Annotated in this window: 20 protein-coding genes; 3 read left to right on the plus strand and 17 right to left on the minus strand. The window is 66.2% G+C overall.

The genetic code is table 11. The features are described 5' to 3' along the window. Nucleotides 1-76: 76 nt before the first annotated feature. Together clpA and thpR are read left to right on the plus strand one after the other, a co-directional pair. Nucleotides 77-2395, plus strand: a complete 2319-nt coding sequence (gene clpA / locus ASE85_RS15175; protein ID WP_056689998.1) for an ATP-dependent Clp protease ATP-binding subunit ClpA — start codon at nucleotides 77-79, stop codon at nucleotides 2393-2395. 215 nt (nucleotides 2396-2610) lie between these two features. Beyond that, nucleotides 2611-3168, plus strand: a complete 558-nt coding sequence (gene thpR / locus ASE85_RS15180; protein ID WP_056690000.1) for an RNA 2',3'-cyclic phosphodiesterase — start codon at nucleotides 2611-2613, stop codon at nucleotides 3166-3168. Nucleotides 3169-3171: 3 nt separating this feature from the next. Here thpR and ASE85_RS15185 read toward each other — a convergent pair whose 3' ends face one another. The 14 genes from ASE85_RS15185 to ASE85_RS15250 all read right to left on the minus strand — a co-directional run bounded on the left by ASE85_RS15185 (nucleotide 3172) and on the right by ASE85_RS15250 (nucleotide 14575). Further along, nucleotides 3172-3687 (minus strand): hypothetical protein, encoded by a 516-nt coding sequence (locus ASE85_RS15185; RefSeq protein ID WP_056690003.1) that lies wholly within the window; start codon nucleotides 3685-3687, stop codon nucleotides 3172-3174. A 54-nt stretch (nucleotides 3688-3741) separates the two neighbouring features. Beyond that, nucleotides 3742-4068, minus strand: a complete 327-nt coding sequence (locus tag ASE85_RS15190; protein ID WP_156358363.1) for a hypothetical protein — start codon at nucleotides 4066-4068, stop codon at nucleotides 3742-3744. A 197-nt stretch (nucleotides 4069-4265) separates the two neighbouring features. Next, complete coding sequence (locus tag ASE85_RS15195) at nucleotides 4266-4799, minus strand: superoxide dismutase family protein (protein WP_056690262.1); 534 nt, start codon at nucleotides 4797-4799, stop codon at nucleotides 4266-4268. A gap of 135 nt (nucleotides 4800-4934) precedes the next feature. Next, nucleotides 4935-5237, minus strand: coding sequence for a hypothetical protein (locus ASE85_RS15200; RefSeq protein ID WP_056690009.1), 303 nt, complete (start codon nucleotides 5235-5237; stop codon nucleotides 4935-4937). Between the two features lie 237 nt (nucleotides 5238-5474). After that, entirely contained in the window at nucleotides 5475-6551 is a 1077-nt protein-coding gene (locus tag ASE85_RS15205; protein ID WP_056690012.1) for an OmpA family protein, read from the minus strand. Between the two features lie 200 nt (nucleotides 6552-6751). Then, entirely contained in the window at nucleotides 6752-7249 is a 498-nt protein-coding gene (locus tag ASE85_RS15210; protein ID WP_056690015.1) for a DUF2793 domain-containing protein, read from the minus strand. Between the two features lie 24 nt (nucleotides 7250-7273). Beyond that, on the minus strand, nucleotides 7274-9472 hold the full coding sequence (locus ASE85_RS15215; protein WP_056690018.1) for a phage tail protein: 2199 nt from the start codon (nucleotides 9470-9472) through the stop codon (nucleotides 7274-7276). Between the two features lie 35 nt (nucleotides 9473-9507). After that, on the minus strand, nucleotides 9508-9885 hold the full coding sequence (locus tag ASE85_RS15220) for a hypothetical protein (RefSeq protein WP_056690022.1): 378 nt from the start codon (nucleotides 9883-9885) through the stop codon (nucleotides 9508-9510). Then, nucleotides 9882-10697 carry a DUF2163 domain-containing protein gene (locus ASE85_RS15225; protein WP_056690025.1) on the minus strand — a complete coding sequence of 272 codons (816 nt, stop codon included), beginning with the start codon at nucleotides 10695-10697 and terminating at the stop codon, nucleotides 9882-9884. The genes ASE85_RS15220 and ASE85_RS15225 overlap by 4 nt, the downstream gene beginning before the upstream one ends. Continuing rightward, the gene (locus tag ASE85_RS15230) at nucleotides 10694-13024 is read right to left on the minus strand and encodes a DUF2460 domain-containing protein (protein ID WP_056690028.1); all 2331 of its coding nucleotides are present in this window, start codon (nucleotides 13022-13024) and stop codon (nucleotides 10694-10696) included. Before ASE85_RS15230 ends, ASE85_RS15225 begins: the two co-directional genes overlap by 4 nt. After that, nucleotides 13024-13578, minus strand: coding sequence for a hypothetical protein (locus ASE85_RS15235; RefSeq protein WP_056690031.1), 555 nt, complete (start codon nucleotides 13576-13578; stop codon nucleotides 13024-13026). The genes ASE85_RS15230 and ASE85_RS15235 overlap by 1 nt, the downstream gene beginning before the upstream one ends. An 87-nt stretch (nucleotides 13579-13665) precedes the next feature. Continuing rightward, on the minus strand, nucleotides 13666-13863 hold the full coding sequence (locus ASE85_RS15240) for a phage tail assembly chaperone (protein WP_056690034.1): 198 nt from the start codon (nucleotides 13861-13863) through the stop codon (nucleotides 13666-13668). Continuing rightward, the gene (locus tag ASE85_RS15245; protein ID WP_056690037.1) at nucleotides 13860-14171 is read right to left on the minus strand and encodes a gene transfer agent family protein; all 312 of its coding nucleotides are present in this window, start codon (nucleotides 14169-14171) and stop codon (nucleotides 13860-13862) included. Before ASE85_RS15245 ends, ASE85_RS15240 begins: the two co-directional genes overlap by 4 nt. Continuing rightward, nucleotides 14168-14575, minus strand: coding sequence for a phage major tail protein, TP901-1 family (locus ASE85_RS15250; protein WP_056690040.1), 408 nt, complete (start codon nucleotides 14573-14575; stop codon nucleotides 14168-14170). Before ASE85_RS15250 ends, ASE85_RS15245 begins: the two co-directional genes overlap by 4 nt. Before the next feature lie 137 nt (nucleotides 14576-14712). Here ASE85_RS15250 and ASE85_RS15255 point away from each other — a divergent pair, with 137 nt between their 5' ends. Further along, nucleotides 14713-15036 (plus strand): hypothetical protein, encoded by a 324-nt coding sequence (locus ASE85_RS15255; protein ID WP_056690042.1) that lies wholly within the window; start codon nucleotides 14713-14715, stop codon nucleotides 15034-15036. 293 nt (nucleotides 15037-15329) lie between these two features. Here ASE85_RS15255 and gp17 read toward each other — a convergent pair whose 3' ends face one another. From gp17 to ASE85_RS15270, 3 genes are read right to left on the minus strand one after another with little or no spacing between them, the layout of a single operon-like run. Next, a complete protein-coding gene (gene gp17, locus ASE85_RS15260; protein WP_056690046.1) occupies nucleotides 15330-15734 on the minus strand; it encodes a tail completion protein gp17 in 405 nt (134 codons plus the stop codon). After that, the gene (locus ASE85_RS15265; protein ID WP_235523555.1) at nucleotides 15731-15922 is read right to left on the minus strand and encodes a hypothetical protein; all 192 of its coding nucleotides are present in this window, start codon (nucleotides 15920-15922) and stop codon (nucleotides 15731-15733) included. Before ASE85_RS15265 ends, gp17 begins: the two co-directional genes overlap by 4 nt. Then, complete coding sequence (locus tag ASE85_RS15270; protein ID WP_200928379.1) at nucleotides 15919-16455, minus strand: head-tail connector protein; 537 nt, start codon at nucleotides 16453-16455, stop codon at nucleotides 15919-15921. The genes ASE85_RS15265 and ASE85_RS15270 overlap by 4 nt, the downstream gene beginning before the upstream one ends. Nucleotides 16456-16459: the final 4 nt, after the last annotated feature.

A 16459-nucleotide genomic window follows, 5' to 3' on the forward strand; every position in this document is an offset into this window, starting at 1 on the left:
GGCCTTGATCCCGCGTCGAGCAATGCCGACATAGGGTTCAACACCGCCCCTGTTTCGGGCCAGGAGTAGAACAGACATGCCTTCATTCGCACCCGCTCTTGAAACCACCCTGCACAATGCGCTGACCCATGCGTCGGAGCGCAAGCATGAATATGCCACGCTGGAGCATCTCCTCCTGGCACTTATTGATGACGAACATGCGGCAAAAGTGATGCAGGCGTGCGGCGTGGAACTGGGCGAACTGGGCGACGCGGTCACCCATTATCTCGACACCGAACTCGACAGCCTCAAGGTCGAAGGGGCATCCGACCCCTCCCCCACCAGCGGTTTCCAGCGCGTGGTCCAGCGCGCCATCCTCCATGTCCAGTCGTCCGGCAAGGATGAAGTGACGGGCGCCAATGTGCTCGTCGCGCTCTTTTCCGAACGCGAATCCTATGCCGTCTATTTCCTGCAACAGCAGGATATGAGCCGTCTCGATGCCGTCAGCTATATCAGCCACGGCGTCGGCAAGGGCACGCCCGCGCCCGAGCGTCAGGAGACGAAGGGCGCCGCCGAGGAGGAAAAGAAGGTGCAGGATGGCAAGGCCAAGAAGGACAGCGCCCTCGATCAATTCACCGTCAACCTCAACGAGAAAGCGGGCCGGGGCAAGGTCGATCCGTTGATCGGCCGCACGGCGGAGGTGGATCGTACGATCCAGATTCTGTGCCGCCGGTCGAAGAACAACCCGCTCTATGTCGGCGATCCCGGCGTAGGCAAGACCGCGATCGCGGAGGGTCTCGCGCGGAAGATCGTCGAGGGCGAAGTGCCCGACGTGCTCAAGGAAGCCGTCATCTACTCGCTCGACATGGGCGCGCTGCTGGCCGGCACCCGCTATCGCGGCGACTTTGAAGAGCGTCTGAAGGCGGTCGTCACCGAACTGGAAAAAATGCCGCATGCGGTGCTGTTCATCGATGAAATCCACACCGTCATCGGTGCCGGCGCGACCAGCGGCGGCGCGATGGACGCATCGAACCTGCTCAAGCCCGCCCTGTCGGGCGGCACGATCCGCTGCATCGGCTCGACCACCTACAAGGAATTCCGCAACCATTTCGAAAAGGACCGCGCCCTGCTGCGCCGGTTCCAGAAGATCGACGTCAACGAACCCACGATCGATGACACGGTCAAAATCCTGACCGGCCTGCGCACCGCGTTCGAGGAACATCATCACGTCAAATATACCCCCGACGCGATCAAGGCGGCGGTGGAACTCAGTGCGCGTTACATCAACGACCGCAAACTGCCGGACAAGGCGATCGACGTGATCGACGAAGTCGGCGCGATGCAGATGCTGGTGATCCCGTCGAAACGCAAGAAGACCATCACCCCCAAGGAGATCGAACTGGTCATCGCGACCATGGCCCGCATCCCGCCCAAGACCGTGTCGTCCGACGACAAGAGCGTGCTGGAATCGCTGACCACCGACCTCAAGCGCGTCGTCTTCGGTCAGGACAAGGCGATCGAGGTGCTGTCCTCCGCGATCAAGCTGTCGCGTGCGGGCCTGCGGGATCCCGACAAGCCGATCGGCAACTATCTCTTCTCCGGCCCCACCGGCGTCGGCAAGACGGAGGTGGCGCGCCAGCTTGCCACCCTGCTCGGCATCCCGCTCCAGCGGTTCGACATGTCGGAATATATGGAGCGCCATTCGGTCAGCCGCCTGATCGGTGCCCCTCCGGGCTATGTCGGCTATGATCAGGGTGGCCTTTTGACCGACGCCGTCGACCAGCAACCGCACAGCGTGCTGCTGCTCGATGAGATCGAAAAGGCGCACCCGGACCTGTTCAACATCCTCTTGCAGGTGATGGACAATGGCCGCCTGACCGACCATCACGGCAAGACCGTCGATTTCCGCAACACCATCCTCATCATGACCACCAACGCCGGTGCGTCGGACATGGCGAAGGAATCGATCGGTTTCGGCGAACTGACGCGCGAAGATGTGCAGGAAGACGCGGTGAAGAAGCTCTTCACCCCCGAATTCCGCAACCGCCTCGATGCGATCGTCCCCTTCGGCTATCTGCCGCCGGAAATCGTCGCCCGCGTCATCGACAAGTTCGTGCTGCAACTGGAACTGCAACTGGCCGACCGCGACGTCCACATCACCCTGGACGACGAAGCCAAGGCCTGGCTCACCAGGAAGGGCTATGACAAGCTCTACGGCGCGCGCCCGATGGGCCGCCTGATGCAGGAAAAGATCAAGCAGCCGCTGGCCGAGGAACTGCTCTTCGGCAAACTGGTCCATGGCGGCGAAGTCCATGTCCATATGAAGGACGAGGCATTGGCCTTCCAGATCACCCCCGCAGCCCCCAAGAAGGGCAAGAAGGGCGGCAAGGCCAAGACGACCGAAGGCACGAAATAAGCCGTTGAACAGGTAGAAGAAAAAGGTGGCTCAACGAGCCGCCTTTTTTGCGCCCGGCCTGGCTACAATATGGCGCCAAGGGCGGAAATCGGTGGTTGGGCGACGCAAGCCCCCCTAAAACGAGGGGGAAATGATCCCGTTTCTGGTCGAGAACGCCCCCGTCCCTTTCCAGGCCACGCAAGCATTTGCCACAAACATCTCATATATAGCCTCTCATGCACCGCCTGTTCGTCGCCATCCGCCCGCCCGCAGACCAGCGCGCGCATCTTCTCTCGCTGATGATGGGGGTAGAGGGTGCCCGTTGGCAGGATGACGCCCAGCTTCACCTCACGCTGCGCTTCATCGGCGAAGTCGACCGGCATCGGGCAAACGACATCGCCGACGCCCTGTCCGCCATCCGCTTCTCCCCGTTCGACATCCAACTGTCCGGCGTCGGCCGCTTCGATCGCAAGGGCGTGGTCGATACGCTCTGGGCCGGGGTCCAGCCGCGCGACCCGCTCGAACGGCTGCATAAAAAGGCCGACCGCGCCTGCATCTCGACCGGTCTCCCGCCCGAAAGCCGCGCCTATCTCCCACACATCACGCTCGCCCGCTTCGGCCGTACCGGCGCCTTCGTCGATCCCTTTGTCGCCCGCCACGCCGCACTCACCTGCCCGCTCTTCCGCGTCGACGGCTTCACCCTCTACGAAAGCCGCATCGGCCATGGCGGCGCGAGCTATCATCCGGTGGAGGAATATTCGGCGACTGCTACAGGCCCGATCATCACGGACTAGGGATCAGAGATAATCGGCATCGAAAGGCTGTGCAAAATTGCCCGCCAGTGCTTCCACCGGTGCGGACTCACCGCCCATATGTTGTACGAACAGGGCTGACAGACGCGCCGTCCATTGCGCGATGCTGGCTGGTGCGGCATCCGCCTCTCCTTCCGCCTGGATGACCAGTTCGGCAAACTGCGCCGCCGTCATCACCCCGCTCGCAGGCAGCAAATCGGTAACATGAACCGGCTCGCCATCGACCACCCCCCCGCAACAGCCCTGATGGACGCAGATATCCCACAACAAACGATCGAAGGCGTAAGGATGCACGATCTCGACCTGCCTTTGCCGACTATCGCACCAGAAACGGATTTCGCGCTCGCCGATATCGGCTAAGACACGGTCATTGCTGTCTGGGCCAAAGGCATATTTCACACCAATCCTCGCCAGAGGCGGCAGATCATATTCCTCTTGGTTCGGCTCAATGACGAACCGCATGGTCCGATCGCTGCTATTCTCGAATGTGGATACCGGCATCGCGACGATCTAGCATATAGACCATATTCAAATCCACGGCATCCCAAGGCGCCGCTACAATAGCATAGGCCCGCCATACAATATCACCAGTACCCACGGGATCAGAGAAAAGGCGATGAAGAGGACCGCCAGCAACGTCAGCCGTCCTGCCCCGTCCTGCGTTCGTGCCGCCTTCCCTGCAATAAGCCCTGCAATGACCAGCGGGACCGGCATGATGATCAGGGCGATGGCACCCCATTGCGCGTGTCCGTCCAGACCATCTGCCCAGATGACACCAACATAGGCCAGATACAGCGACGGCCCCAATAGAAGGCAGCAGATAACGCAGAGCAAAATGGGGCTGATACTGGAACGGCGCATGCGTCTCACCTTGACGATCATGGGCAATCACCTGCCTGTGCGCAACGTCATATCCATCGACCACAATGCGGCCGCCCAATCGATCGTCTCGTAGGGCTCGATACCTCCCCCGGCGCAGACTACCCAGCGGAACGACAAAGCGCCCGGACCGCCTCCCTCTTGGGACACGATCCGGGCACCATAAATGCCACCGCGCCATCAGCCGCGCAGCATAGTCCTCATCCCTTGGTCAGCACGCCGCATGCCACGCGGCCGCCGGCATTGCCGGTGGGGTCGGTGGCATAATCATCCGCCTGCGCATGGATCACGATCGCGGCGCCATCGGTGTCCAGCAGCGGCGAAGCCCCGTCGCTGATCGTGCCGCTGGCCACGACATATTCGATCGCGCCGGTGCCGTCCGACCCGACCGTCATGTTGGGCATGTCGCCCATATGCGGGCCGGCCGGATTATCCTTGCCATGCTTGTGCGCGGTCGGGTTCCAATGGCCACCCGCGCTGGTGAAGTCCGGGCCGGCGCACTGGCCGGTCGTATGGATATGGACGGCATGGATGCCCGGCGTCACGCCGGTCGCCTTGACCAGCACGTGCAGGCCATCGGCCGCCTGGGTCACGCTCGCCGTGCCACGCGCAGCGCCGTCGCCGGCGGCCAGCTTGGCCGAAGCGGTCGGCGCGGCAGGCGTATCGGCCGTCGTCGCGCAGGCCGATGTGGCAAGGGCGACAGGCAGGGCGGCGGCAAGGGCAAGAAATTTCATGGCAGGCTCCCAGGGAAGGGTCATAGATAGAAGCGCGAACGCGGCAACGGGCTTTTTGTTGCCGATCCACACCGATTTGTCACGCTGGAACAATCTGATATTGCCTATTATTCGCACTCACACGCCTGACACTGCTTATCTGGCAGAGCATCGGCGAGCGACAATTCCCACCCCGAAAAAGAGCATCGCCACAGGCGCGGCCATACCGAGATATCGGAAAAACAGCGGTGCCGGGTCGACGATCCAGCCGACGCCATCCTCAGTCAGTTCAATGCCGACGATCAAACATCCGGCAGCCAACAGGATAGCGGCGATCCAGCAAAGGGCCGACTTCCACTGACGCGCATATAACCATCCGGCGATCAGGGGATAGGCCATGAACAGCAGGCCGCACCCTGCAAAGGTGATGGGTTGCGGGATCGTCAAAGCATTTTCCATCCCCCGCCCCCTGTCTTTTGCACGCCACGCACACCGGATCATCGCCCCCGTCAGCCAAATTGCGACGAACCCGCCACGCCAACGATCGGGAAATCGCTGTAGGCACCCTGGGTCGCCAGAGCCGAACGCCGCGCCTACGCCTTGCGCCCTTCCGCGCCGCGTCCACGCAAAGAAAAAGGGGCCGATCCTGCGATCGGCCCCCAATTCTGTACCCCATTCCGAAGAATGGAGATCGGCTTACATGCCCGAACCCGGACCGTAGCTGATTTCCACGCGACGGTTCTGGACTTCGCGAACACCGTCGGCAGTGTCGACGCGCGGCTTCGATTCACCGAAGGCCTGCGTGGTGATGACACCGTCAGGGATACCCTTCGAGGCCAGATAGGCCTTGACCGAGTCAGCGCGGCGCTGCGAGAGGCCGACGTTGTACGAGGCCGAACCCGAACGGTCAGCGTGACCGGCCAGCATGACCTGGGCGCTGCCGCAGCTGCTGTAGGCCGAAACCGCGTTGTCCAGGATGGTGGCGGCGTCAGGCGTGATGTCCGACTTGTCCCATTCGAAGAACACGATGTACGGCCCAGGGTTGCACTGTTCAGCGGCCGGCGGAGGCGGCGGCGGGGGCGGCGGGGGCGGCGGGGGCGGCGGCGGGGGCGGCGGGGGAGCGACCGTTTCGCCACCGAAGTTGTAGGTCAGGCCGAGCAGCAGGCTGTGCGTACGCAGCTTGGTTTCTGCGTTCGAACCGGCCTGGCCGTAGATGCTCTGCTGTGCCGGGATGAGCTTGATGTCATCCTGGTTGAAGAAGCGATACTTCAGCGAGACGTCGACATTGTTGGTGACCGGGTAACGAACGCCCGCGATCGCCTGCCAGGCGAAGCCGGTGTCGCTGTCGTTCACGATGTCCGAAGCCAGCTTGCCGCGCGATACGCCGACACCGCCGCCGACGAAGCCCTGAAGGCCGTCATCGGGACCGAAGTCGAGCAAACCGTTCAGCATGAACGACAGGGCCGAAGCCGCGCCGCCGAAGCCGCCGCCGGTCTTGTCGATGTCGATCTTGGCGCGCTTGTAGGCCGCTTCGGCCTCCAGGCGGAAGCCGCCGAAATCATAGCCGATGTTGGCGTCGAAATCATAACCCTTGTGGTAATCGATCGACGGAACCGCCGAGCCACCCGGAGGGACGGCGTCGAAGGTCAGGTTCTGGTCTTCGACCAGCAGAACGCCGGCATCGACGCCGACATACCAGCTATTGTCACGCGCCATGGCCGGGGTGGCCAGGACAGTGGTCGCAAGCGCAGCCGCGAGGGCAAGCTTCCGCATTTGAATTCCCCTTTCAAGAGTGTCACGAAGGACTGCTGAAACCCTGTAATCACGAGAAGGTTTCATGGCAAGTCCACAATTAGTGAAACCGTTGCAAAAATAACGCACTAGCCCGGCAAGTAGAGCCTTATTCAGCTAATGCAGACAAATCCTAGACTATTGACGCACCACCGCAACAAGAAAAGCATATTACCGTAATATTAGGTCGCGATCAGGCCGTGTCCGCGCAAGGCTTCCAGAATAGCCGCGATCGTAGAGCGGGCCTGCACGTCGATCACGCTCCCCCCGCTGGCCACCGGGATCGCCGCCAACCGTTCGCCCACCACTTTTTCTTCGTTCAGATATATGCCGTCGTCCCGTATCGCACCGGCTCGCCATTCTGTCCCGTCGTAGAAAAGCGCATGATCCCGGTCCGCGACGCCGATGGACAGGCCCGCACGCGGCACGACGAAGCGCCATCCTCCTTCGGTCCAGAGCGCGACCGTTCCCGCCTGCCCGGCCCAGTCGCCCGCGGCCCCGTCCGCCACGATCCAGCATTGGCCGATCAGCGCGTCGCCCGGCGGACTGCCCAGATCGGCGCTTTCCACCCGCCCGTGCAGCAGCGCATCGATCAGCACAAGTGCCTCATTATGCGTAATTTCCTTCTGCGCCTGCCCCGCAAACAACAGGGGCATCGCCCATCGCGCCGTTCCATCCATGCTCAATTCTCCTCTTGATCCCGGTCAGGCGACGAAGCCGACCGACGCGGCCCGCCCCGGCGCCCGCGTCCCCATCTGCCGCACCTCCGCGACCAGCGATCGCCCGGCGCTGCCGTCCGCCGCGATCATCGCCGCCTCATAGGTCCAGTGCGGCACCGCGCTCTCGACACTGCGCAGCACCGCCGCCCCATCCAGCAGGCGGATGGCATAGCGTTCCGTCTCCTCGCCCAGCGGCACGTCGCCGCCATTGCTCCAGTGCCAGCCTGCCCGGCTGCGCCGCACCCAGCCGATCCGCCAGCCGCCATCGCGCGCCGCCACCGTCAGATGCACCGGCGACGGCGGCACCAACGCCATGCCCTCGATCGTCAGCGCCGCCTCCACCGGCGCGACATCGCCCAGGCCCAGCGCCGCCACCCGCAGCATCGCCCCCGTTTCGCCGACGCTGCCCAGCGCCGCCAGCGGTTCGACCAGCCGATCCTCCTCGATCAGCAGGAAGCGCTCGCCCGCCTCATGCCCCGCCATCGCCCATTCGGTCCCGCGCAGCCCCCGGCGCAAACCGCCCAAGCGATAATGATCCGGCCCGATCCGCTCCGCCGTCTCGAACTGCATCAACTCCCGTCCCACCAGGCACAGATTCCGCCCCTGCCTCTGCGCCGCCGCATCCGCGCCGCCCAGGTCCATATCCTGCGCCAGCAACGTCACCGACAGGGTATGAAGCCGATCCACCAGCGTCGCGCTCCCCGCCGGCAAAGCCGCGTCCACACTCCCCATCACCGCCCGCAACCCGCTGCGCCCGACCGGCATCGCCTCGCCGCTCTCGCTCATCACGAACAAAGCCGCACTGCGCCAGCCTGCGCCGCCGCTCGCCGCCGCGACCAGCAACGGCGCGCTCGCCACCCCGTCCTTCAACCATGGCAGGTCCGCCAGCATCAATGTCGTCTCGCCATGCGGGGCATCAACCTGCCGCACGATCGCGCCGGATGAAGCGCCGGCCGGCAGCATGCCTCCCGCGCCCGGCACCCGCCGCAGCGCCAGCCGCACCGCCATCGCCTCCCATTCCCGCTCCTCGATCCGCCACAGCCCCGGCGCGTCCGCCACGCTCACCACCGCGCCCGGCGCCAAAGCCAGCGCCCGCCAGTCGCAGCGCAGCGCCATCGTCGCCCGCCCGGTCCAGCCAGCCGCCAGTCGTACCGCCGCCAGCGCCCGCGCCTCGTCCGCCGCCATCATGGCGGGCAATTCCATGCCCTGCTCCTGCCGCCCCGGCCCCGGCCGCGTCACCCGCTGCAACCCGGCCTGATAATCGCGCGCCGCATCATAATGGCGCAGGGTCAGCGCCACCGGCACCGCATCGGCCGCCGCGCCCGATCGTTCCAGCGGCTCGACCGCCTGCCCGTTCACCCGCCGCACCCGCGCCCCCACGCCGATCTCGCCTTCGGCCACCGCAGCCGTCGGCACCAGCCGCAAGCCCGCTTCATCGGATCGCAGCGCCAGCCCATGCGCCTCGACCAGCGGCATGATCGCGTCCCGCACATCGCTCCCGCTCGCGGCAAAGCCATCCACGGTCGCTAGTCCCGCGCCGCCCAGCCGCCCCTCGCTCAGCGCCCCGGCCATCGCGTCGATCGCAACCGCGCCCTCGTCCGCCTCCACCTCGAAGGTCAGCGACGGAATGCGATTGCCATAATCGGCCAGCGCCAGATCCTCGAACAGCACATAGGCGATCCCGCGATGCGCCGGCGTCACGCCCATCCCCTCCGCCGCCGCAATCAGCGGATCGACCGGCTGGTCCTCTCCACCGCCATGCACGCGAAAGGCGGAAACCTCGGTCTTGAAATCCCCTGCCGCCCCGCGCAGCAGATTGCCGTCCGCCCAGATCCGCCGCACGGACCGGATCGCCCGCGCCGACAACGCCACCGCAAAACTCGCCGAATAGCTGTAGCTGGTGACGCTCGGCCGCCCCTTGCCACCGCCGCCCCTGCTCTTCACCTCCTTCAGGTCCGTGGCCCATATCACCGTGCCCGCCACCCGCATCGTGCCGAACAATTTGGGCACCTGCGTCCCGTAACTCGACGTCTGCACTTGCAGGTCGGACAGGCGCGGCCCCTCGCGCCCCTTGGGTTTGAACAGGACCTGATTGTCGATGACATTGCCGATCACCGCCCCGATCGCCCCGCCGATCGGCCCGCCCAGCGCAGTCCCCACCGCCGTCAGCACCACCGTCGCCATAAGCCCCTCCTAAACACGTCATTGTTCGCTTCACCTCAGGCCCGCCACCAACCCAGCACCGGCCATGGCGACACCCCCGGCATTTCGACCACCCGCCCCAGCCCTGCATGGGCATGGACGAACCCCGTTCCGGTTCCGATCATCAGATGCAGTTGCAAAGGCCCCGGCCGCACCAGCGCGAGATCGCCCGGACGCGCCACCGTCACCGGCCGCAGCCCCGCCGCCCGCAGCCAGCCCTCCGCCCGCGCCACATCGCCGCTGCGCAGCCCATAGGCGCAGGGCACATCGGACGCCCCATCCCGCCCCAGCGCCACCGCCGCCAGCCCGACGCAATCCAGCCCGCTCCCGCTGCGCCCATGCAGCCGGAACGGCACGCCGATCATCGCCCGCGCCCGCTCTACGATGTTGCTCATGCGCCGGGATAGCGGGTCAGCAGATCCATCCCCGGCAGATAAGGTTCCCCGCGAAAATTCACCCCATTGCCGAAACGCCCGGCGCAGGTCGCCAATTGCCGGTCGCACCCTTCCGTCAGCAGCGCCAGCGTCCCGCTCGCCACCGCAAAGGCCGGCGGATCGCTCAACGTCACGCCGTCCGCGCCATTATCCACCACCGCCTGCACCAGCCCGGCATTGGCCCCGCCCAGCCATCGCAACGTCCCGAACGCATAGGCGCCCGCTGCCAGTCCCCCGATCGCAATCTCCGTATCCGTCACGCTATCGACTGCTACGATCCGCCGCCGCGCGGCCATATCGACCCGGCATGCCATGTCGCCCAGCCTCGCCCGGCAATCGGGCGAGGTCGACGGCGCCACCGGCCCGCCCAGCACCGCCGCCACGCCCAGCAGTTCCGCGGTAAACGCCCCGCCCTTGCACGCCACCGCGCCCATCTCGCCGCGCGCCAGCAGCAACCACAATGCCCCCGGCATTTCCCATTGCGTCAGCCGCAATTCCAGCGCCGCCCCGTCCCAGCGCCCGGCCATCAGGTCCGCCTCGCCGATCGCATCGCTCGACAGCGCACCAGCCACATCGCTATCCTCGCCCTCCAGGCCAATGCCGCTACGCACCGCCGACGGCGTCATGCCCGGCGCCGCACGATAGGTCAGCCCGCCGATCACCAGATCGCGATCATGGCTCGTCAGGCCGATCGTCACCCCATCCCGCCGCTCGATCCGCCAGCAAAAGGCCAGCGTATTCAGCGGTTCGCCCAGCCTTTCCAGATCGCTCATTGCCGTATCTCCACCAGCATCACCGACGGAGCTTCGCCCGCAGCAAAGGTCGCGCGGTTGATATCCAGCCGGTCCTCGGCAAAGCGCACCGGCACATCGAACCGGTATCCGGCGGTCAGCACCACGCCGTCCGCCGGCGCCACATCGAACGCGATCACGCCCAACCCCGCATGGCTCCACCCCTCCGTCAATTCCACGCCATCGGCCGCCACGTGGATGCTGCCCGGCACCGGTCGCGTGATGATCCGCCCCTGCGCCTCCTCGCCCACGCCATAATGGCGCATCAACTGAAACGCGGCCGTCACCCCGTCACCCACGCCCAGCCGCTGGTCGATCGGCCCCGGCGCCACGCCCGGCGCGCCGCTGCGATCATCATAGGGATCGGTGAAACGGAACCCCCGCGCCGCCCCCCGCCGCGCCCGAAAGAAAGCGATCAGCGCGGCGATATCCGCCTCCGACCGCACCCCCGGCCCGGCATCATAGGACAACCGCGCATCCGCCCAGTCGGCGCTGCGCCGCTCATGCCCCGACGGGCTCTCCACGATCTGCGTCGAAAAGGCCGGCGATACGCTGGCCTGCGCCCCGATCGCGATCGGAAACACTATGTCATCAAAGGCTTGCACATCATCCTCCCCACCAATGCTAAAGCAGGTAAAGCCATCGCGGCACACTTGCGGCAGCGCCCATATGAAGGTCTGTGCCGTCCCCCGCGCCACTGCCGCCTGCGCCGCTCCGGCAATCCGCTCCCATTGCGCGGCCTGTTCGGACAGCAGCACGAAGCCGGAAAAATAATGCTGCTCGGAAATCGGATAGCCCAGCCGCGCCGTCGCCAGCATCACGCCCCTGTCGGTCAGGCCGGGCCGCCCCTCCGTCACCCAGTCATAATCCTCCAGTTGCAGCACATCGAACGCCGGGGCCGCCCATCCCACCGGCATGTTCGCCCGCTTCGCCTCCGGCGCGCGCGGGTCCAATATCGTCGGGAGATATGCCAGCAAATGCGTCACCGCCCCCGGCGCGACCGCTTTCACGGATGCGCACAAGGCCCCCGTAGACGCCGCCAGCAACGCCCCCGCCGCATCCAGCAAAGCGCATTGCCCGGCATCCAGATCACCCCACAGGCTCGGAATGGACACCACACTCCCGCCCAGCGCCGCCCGCGCCGCATCGTCATACAGGCATATCCGCCCGTCCCCCGGCATCACCCACCACCAGGGTTCACCCACCTGAAACAGGATCGGCAGTCCAGCTTCCAACCCCATGGAAACAAAGGCACAGGCCACCTGCTGCAAATACGCCATCGCACCGCCATGGGCCGGCGACAACAGGGTCGACGGCGGCTCCCATCCGGTCAGCGCCGGCGCGCCATCCTCCGCCCGCTGCTTCCAGTCGTTCCAGCAATGCGCATCGAACAATTCGTAGGACAGCGACCAGATGACATCGAAGCCCAGCGCCTTCGCCCGGCTCGCAAAGTCCCGGTGCCAGGCCGCACAGGCCGCGTTCAGCACCCCGCCGCCCAGACTGACGTAAAGCCCGTCGCCCAGTCTTTCGAGCCGGAAATAATGGCTCATCCCCACATAATGGTTGATCGCCCCGCGATAGCCCAGCGCATGGATCGCCCCCACCACCCGTTCGGGCGTCTGGTTGAAACAATCGTCGTAACCGGTCGCCATCGACAGCCCATGTTCGGGCAGCATCACGTCGCCGATCGCCAGCACTGACCCCGCGCCCTCGCACGCAATATCGCTCAGTTCCGCCCACCCCTCGACCGCAGCGGCAAAGGGCGTAGTCCCTTCATCATAGCCAGGCGGCACGAGCGAAATGAACATCCGATCGACATCCCCCGCCCACACCGGATCGGCCTCTGACGGCAGGTCATAGCCACCCGTCAGCGCAGCAAAATCCAGCCTGATGACAGCATCTTCCGGCGCACCGCTGGCATAGTTCCACAAGCGCACATACCAGGCGCGGGGGGTTCCGTCCGCATCACGCCCCTCGATCGTCAGCGTCGGTCCATGCGTCTCGTCCAGCCGCCGCACGCCTGCGCTGCGCCACCGAAAGGACAGCACGCAATCCCGGAAATCCCGTCGCGTTTCATAGGCAAGCAAAGGATGGCTCCACCCATCCGCCGCGTCCCAGATCAGTCCCGCCAGATCGCCCGACCCGTAAAAGATCGCATCCACCCGCAGCGCATCCGGCGCGGTCGTCACGACGCTCGCCATCATCGGTCGCGGAAAATTGACGGTCCAGTGCGTGGCGGCAAAGCGCTTCATCCAGCGCGTCTCCTGCCCCCGCCGCGCGTCCGCCAGCCAATATCCTGTCCCGCCCATCAGCCCAGCGCCCCCTTGACCGCCCGCGCCACCTGCCGCGCGCTGCGCGCCAGCAATCGCGGCTCGCTCTCGCCACCGCGTCCATTGACTGCGATACTCACCCGCACGTCCCGCCCGCCGCCGCCATGCGCCACGACCTGCCCGCTACTCGTCGGCACGAACATTTCCGGCCCCCGCTCGCCGACCATATAGGCCCGCCCCGGCGCCACCGACCCGCCCGTCGCCCGTCCCGGCAGGCCCAGCGCCGACGTCATCAGCGACGCCCCCAAGCTCACCAGCCCGCCGGCGCCATTCCCGCCGCCGCCCACGGCCGACCGCAGCGAACTGGCCGCAATCTCGTCCATCACGCTGACGGCGATCCGCCGCAGATCCTCGAACCCGAACTTGCCGGTCCGCACCGCGCGCATCAGCCCCTGTTCGATCCGCCGCCCGGCTCGGTCCGCCCCGTCGCCCAACGGCCCTTCCAGCCCCGCCCGCATCGCCTCCACATCGCGGCTCAGCCCCTGCGTATCGGCCCGCACCCGCACCACCAAAGTCTCGATATCCTCGTCCATAGCCCGCCCTCCAACCTGTAGAGCCCCTCCCTTTTTCAGGGGAAGGGTTGGGGTGGGGGCGTGCTCCACACACCCACCTTCATGCCCTCAATCCGGCATCACCCCCATCAACCGCCGCAACTCCGCCCCATCCACGGCGGCTTCGACCGCCTCCTCCCCCCGCGCCGCGCGCAGCACCGCCGCCAGTTCCGCCGGCGTCGCGCGCCAGAATTCGTCGGGCCGCCAGCCCAGCAGCCATCCGGCCACCCCCGCCAGCCGCCCCGCCCCATCGGCGAAGCGCGTCATTTTCCCGCCAATATCTGTTGCAAAATCGCCTTCAGCACCGGCGTCACCTTCGCCAGCCCCACCGCGACGATCGCCTCGCCCAGCGCCTCGCGGCTCACCGCCTCCCGATCCACCAGACAATGCCAGAACAAAGCCACCAGATCGGCCAGCGACAGCTTTCCATCCGCCGCCCGCTCGACCAGATCGAACAGCGGCCCCAGTTCCGCCTCGGCCGCCACCAGCGCCCCGAAACTCGGCCGCAGCGCCAGCCGCTCGCCGCCCAGATCCAGCGCCGCCTCACCCCTTTCGGGATTGAATGCCCCGCTCATTCGCTCACCACCGCGCCGGAGCTTTCCAGGCTCAGCGCATAATTGCGCTCGCCATTATAATCGCCGGCATAGTCCAGCCGCGTGACCAGAAAGCGCCCCCGCATCCGCTCGCCGCTCTCGAAACTCAGCTCATAATCCTCGATCGTGCCGGCCAGCGCATGGCCCCGCACCCGCACCTCTGCCGCAGAGCCAGTGAACAGCCCCGCCGCCGATACGCTGACGGACCGCACCCCCGCCCCCGACAGCAATTCGCGCCAGCCGCCCGAATCCTTGCTGGTGATGTTCACCGCCTCGCCGTTGACGGACAGTTGCGTGGTGCGCATGCCCGCCACCGTCGCATATGTTGCAGGGACATTGCCGTCGCCCACTTTCAACAGAAACGCACTTCCCTTTTCGACGCCCATGGCGCATCCTCCGCACAAGCGATCGCCGCGTCGGCAACACCATGTCGCCGCCCGGAAAATCGCGAAAAAATAGGGGACTCGGCGCAGGCCCGACCATCAGGTCGCAACCGCCACGCGCCGCTTATGGAGAGGTCTGTATGATTGTTGCTGCTTCGCTCATGATGATGCTGGCCGCGGCCCCGTCCGCCGACGCGGTCGGCACCGGCCGCAAGGAATTTTCCAAATGCCTGAGCGCCCAGGTCCAGCCCTCGCTCGACAAGAAGATCGCGGTCGGCGATTTCCAGGCGGAAGCCAAAAAGGCCTGCGCCGACAAGGAAGCCGCCTTCCGCGCCGCCATCATCGCCTCCGACAAGGCCGACAAGATGTCCGACGCCGCCGCCAATTCGGACGCGGACGACCAGATCGGCGAATATGTCGACAAGATCACCAGCGAATATGAAGAAAGCAGCCAGCCCCGCTGACGGGCAAGGTTCGACCTAAATTCCTCTCCTCCCTTCAAGGGAGGGGAATGCCCTTAAACGACTGGAACAGGTTCCAGTCCGATTGCATCGGACCGGCCGCTCTAAGTTTTTGGTTTGCCGCGTTTTCCGAGTCAGCAGGTGATTCCACCTGCTTGGAAAACGCCCTAGAGGCGGACTTTTATAGCCCCTCCCCTTCAGGGGAGGGGTTGGGGTGGGGCATCGCCTATGACAGGTGCATCATTAGGATGGCCGCACGCTGCTCCCTCCTCTTAGGGGAAAGGGATCATGTCTACTCACCCCTCCCGCACCATCCTCAGCCGATAATCGATCACCGCCCGCCACCCCGCAGGCGGCCGGCCATCATCACGCGCCACCCGTGACCGGACCAGCCGGGCGGTGACGATCCGCCATCCGTCCTGCACGCCCAGCCCCGCCACCGCCGCATCGACCCGCGCGATCATGCCGCCCAGCCGCGCCGCCGCCTCGTCACCCACGCGCAAACCCAGGCTCAACCGCACCTCGCGCCCGTCCAGCGCCTTCCCGCCCCAGTCCGCCCCGATGCAGGCATCGACATAGGCATAGGGCGCGCTCGCCCGCCCCGGTGCCCCGTCATACAGGCCGTTCAGCCCGTCCATCAGCGCCCCGTCCGCCTTCAGGGCCGCGATCACCGCCGCCCGCGCCGCCAATTCCGCGCTCATAGCCCGCCCCTCCCCACATCCCGCAATGCCAGATTCCGCCACCAGCGCCGCGCCAGCCCCGGCGCAGACGCGCGCACATCCTCGCCCTCGACCACCGCCGGGACGCCCATATCCGCCAGCCCCGCCACGATCCGCGCCCGCCGCCTCTCGGCTCGCGCCTCCAGCAGCGCCACCAACTGCGCCCTCACGCCAGCCGCATCCGCCGGAACGGTCGCCACAGCGCGCTCACCACCGCCGGCGGCGCCGCGCTTTCCGTCCCCCGCGCCGCGAAATGCTCCGCCGCCAGCCGCACGATCCCCTGGCGCAGCGGCTCTGGCAGGCCATTCATCTCCGCCGCCAGCCCCGCCTGGTATCGCACCTTCAGCCGCTCGCCCGCCCGCGCCCGCGTCGATCGCACCCAGCCATCGCCCGCCGCGTCGATGTCGATCGCCCAGCCCTCCACCGGCAACACCTGCGCCACCCCCTCGGCATCCACCGCCTCGACCCCGTCGATCAGCGCCACCGGCCGCGCTGCCAGCCTTTGCCAGCTACCGTCCGCCGCCACCGTCTCGCCCACCGCGCGCCGCACCAGCCATTGCCCGGTAAACTGCTCGCACAAAGCCGCCGCACTGCGCAGCAAGCCTGCCAGCACAGCATCCTCGCCCGCCGTCTCGATCCGCAAATAGGCTTTCAGTTCCGCCAGCGATGCCGCCAGCGCTCCGCTCTCGCTCTCGTCCACCATGATC

The organism is Sphingobium sp. Leaf26 (assembly GCF_001421665.1).
Classification (GTDB): Bacteria; Pseudomonadota; Alphaproteobacteria; order Sphingomonadales; family Sphingomonadaceae; genus Sphingobium.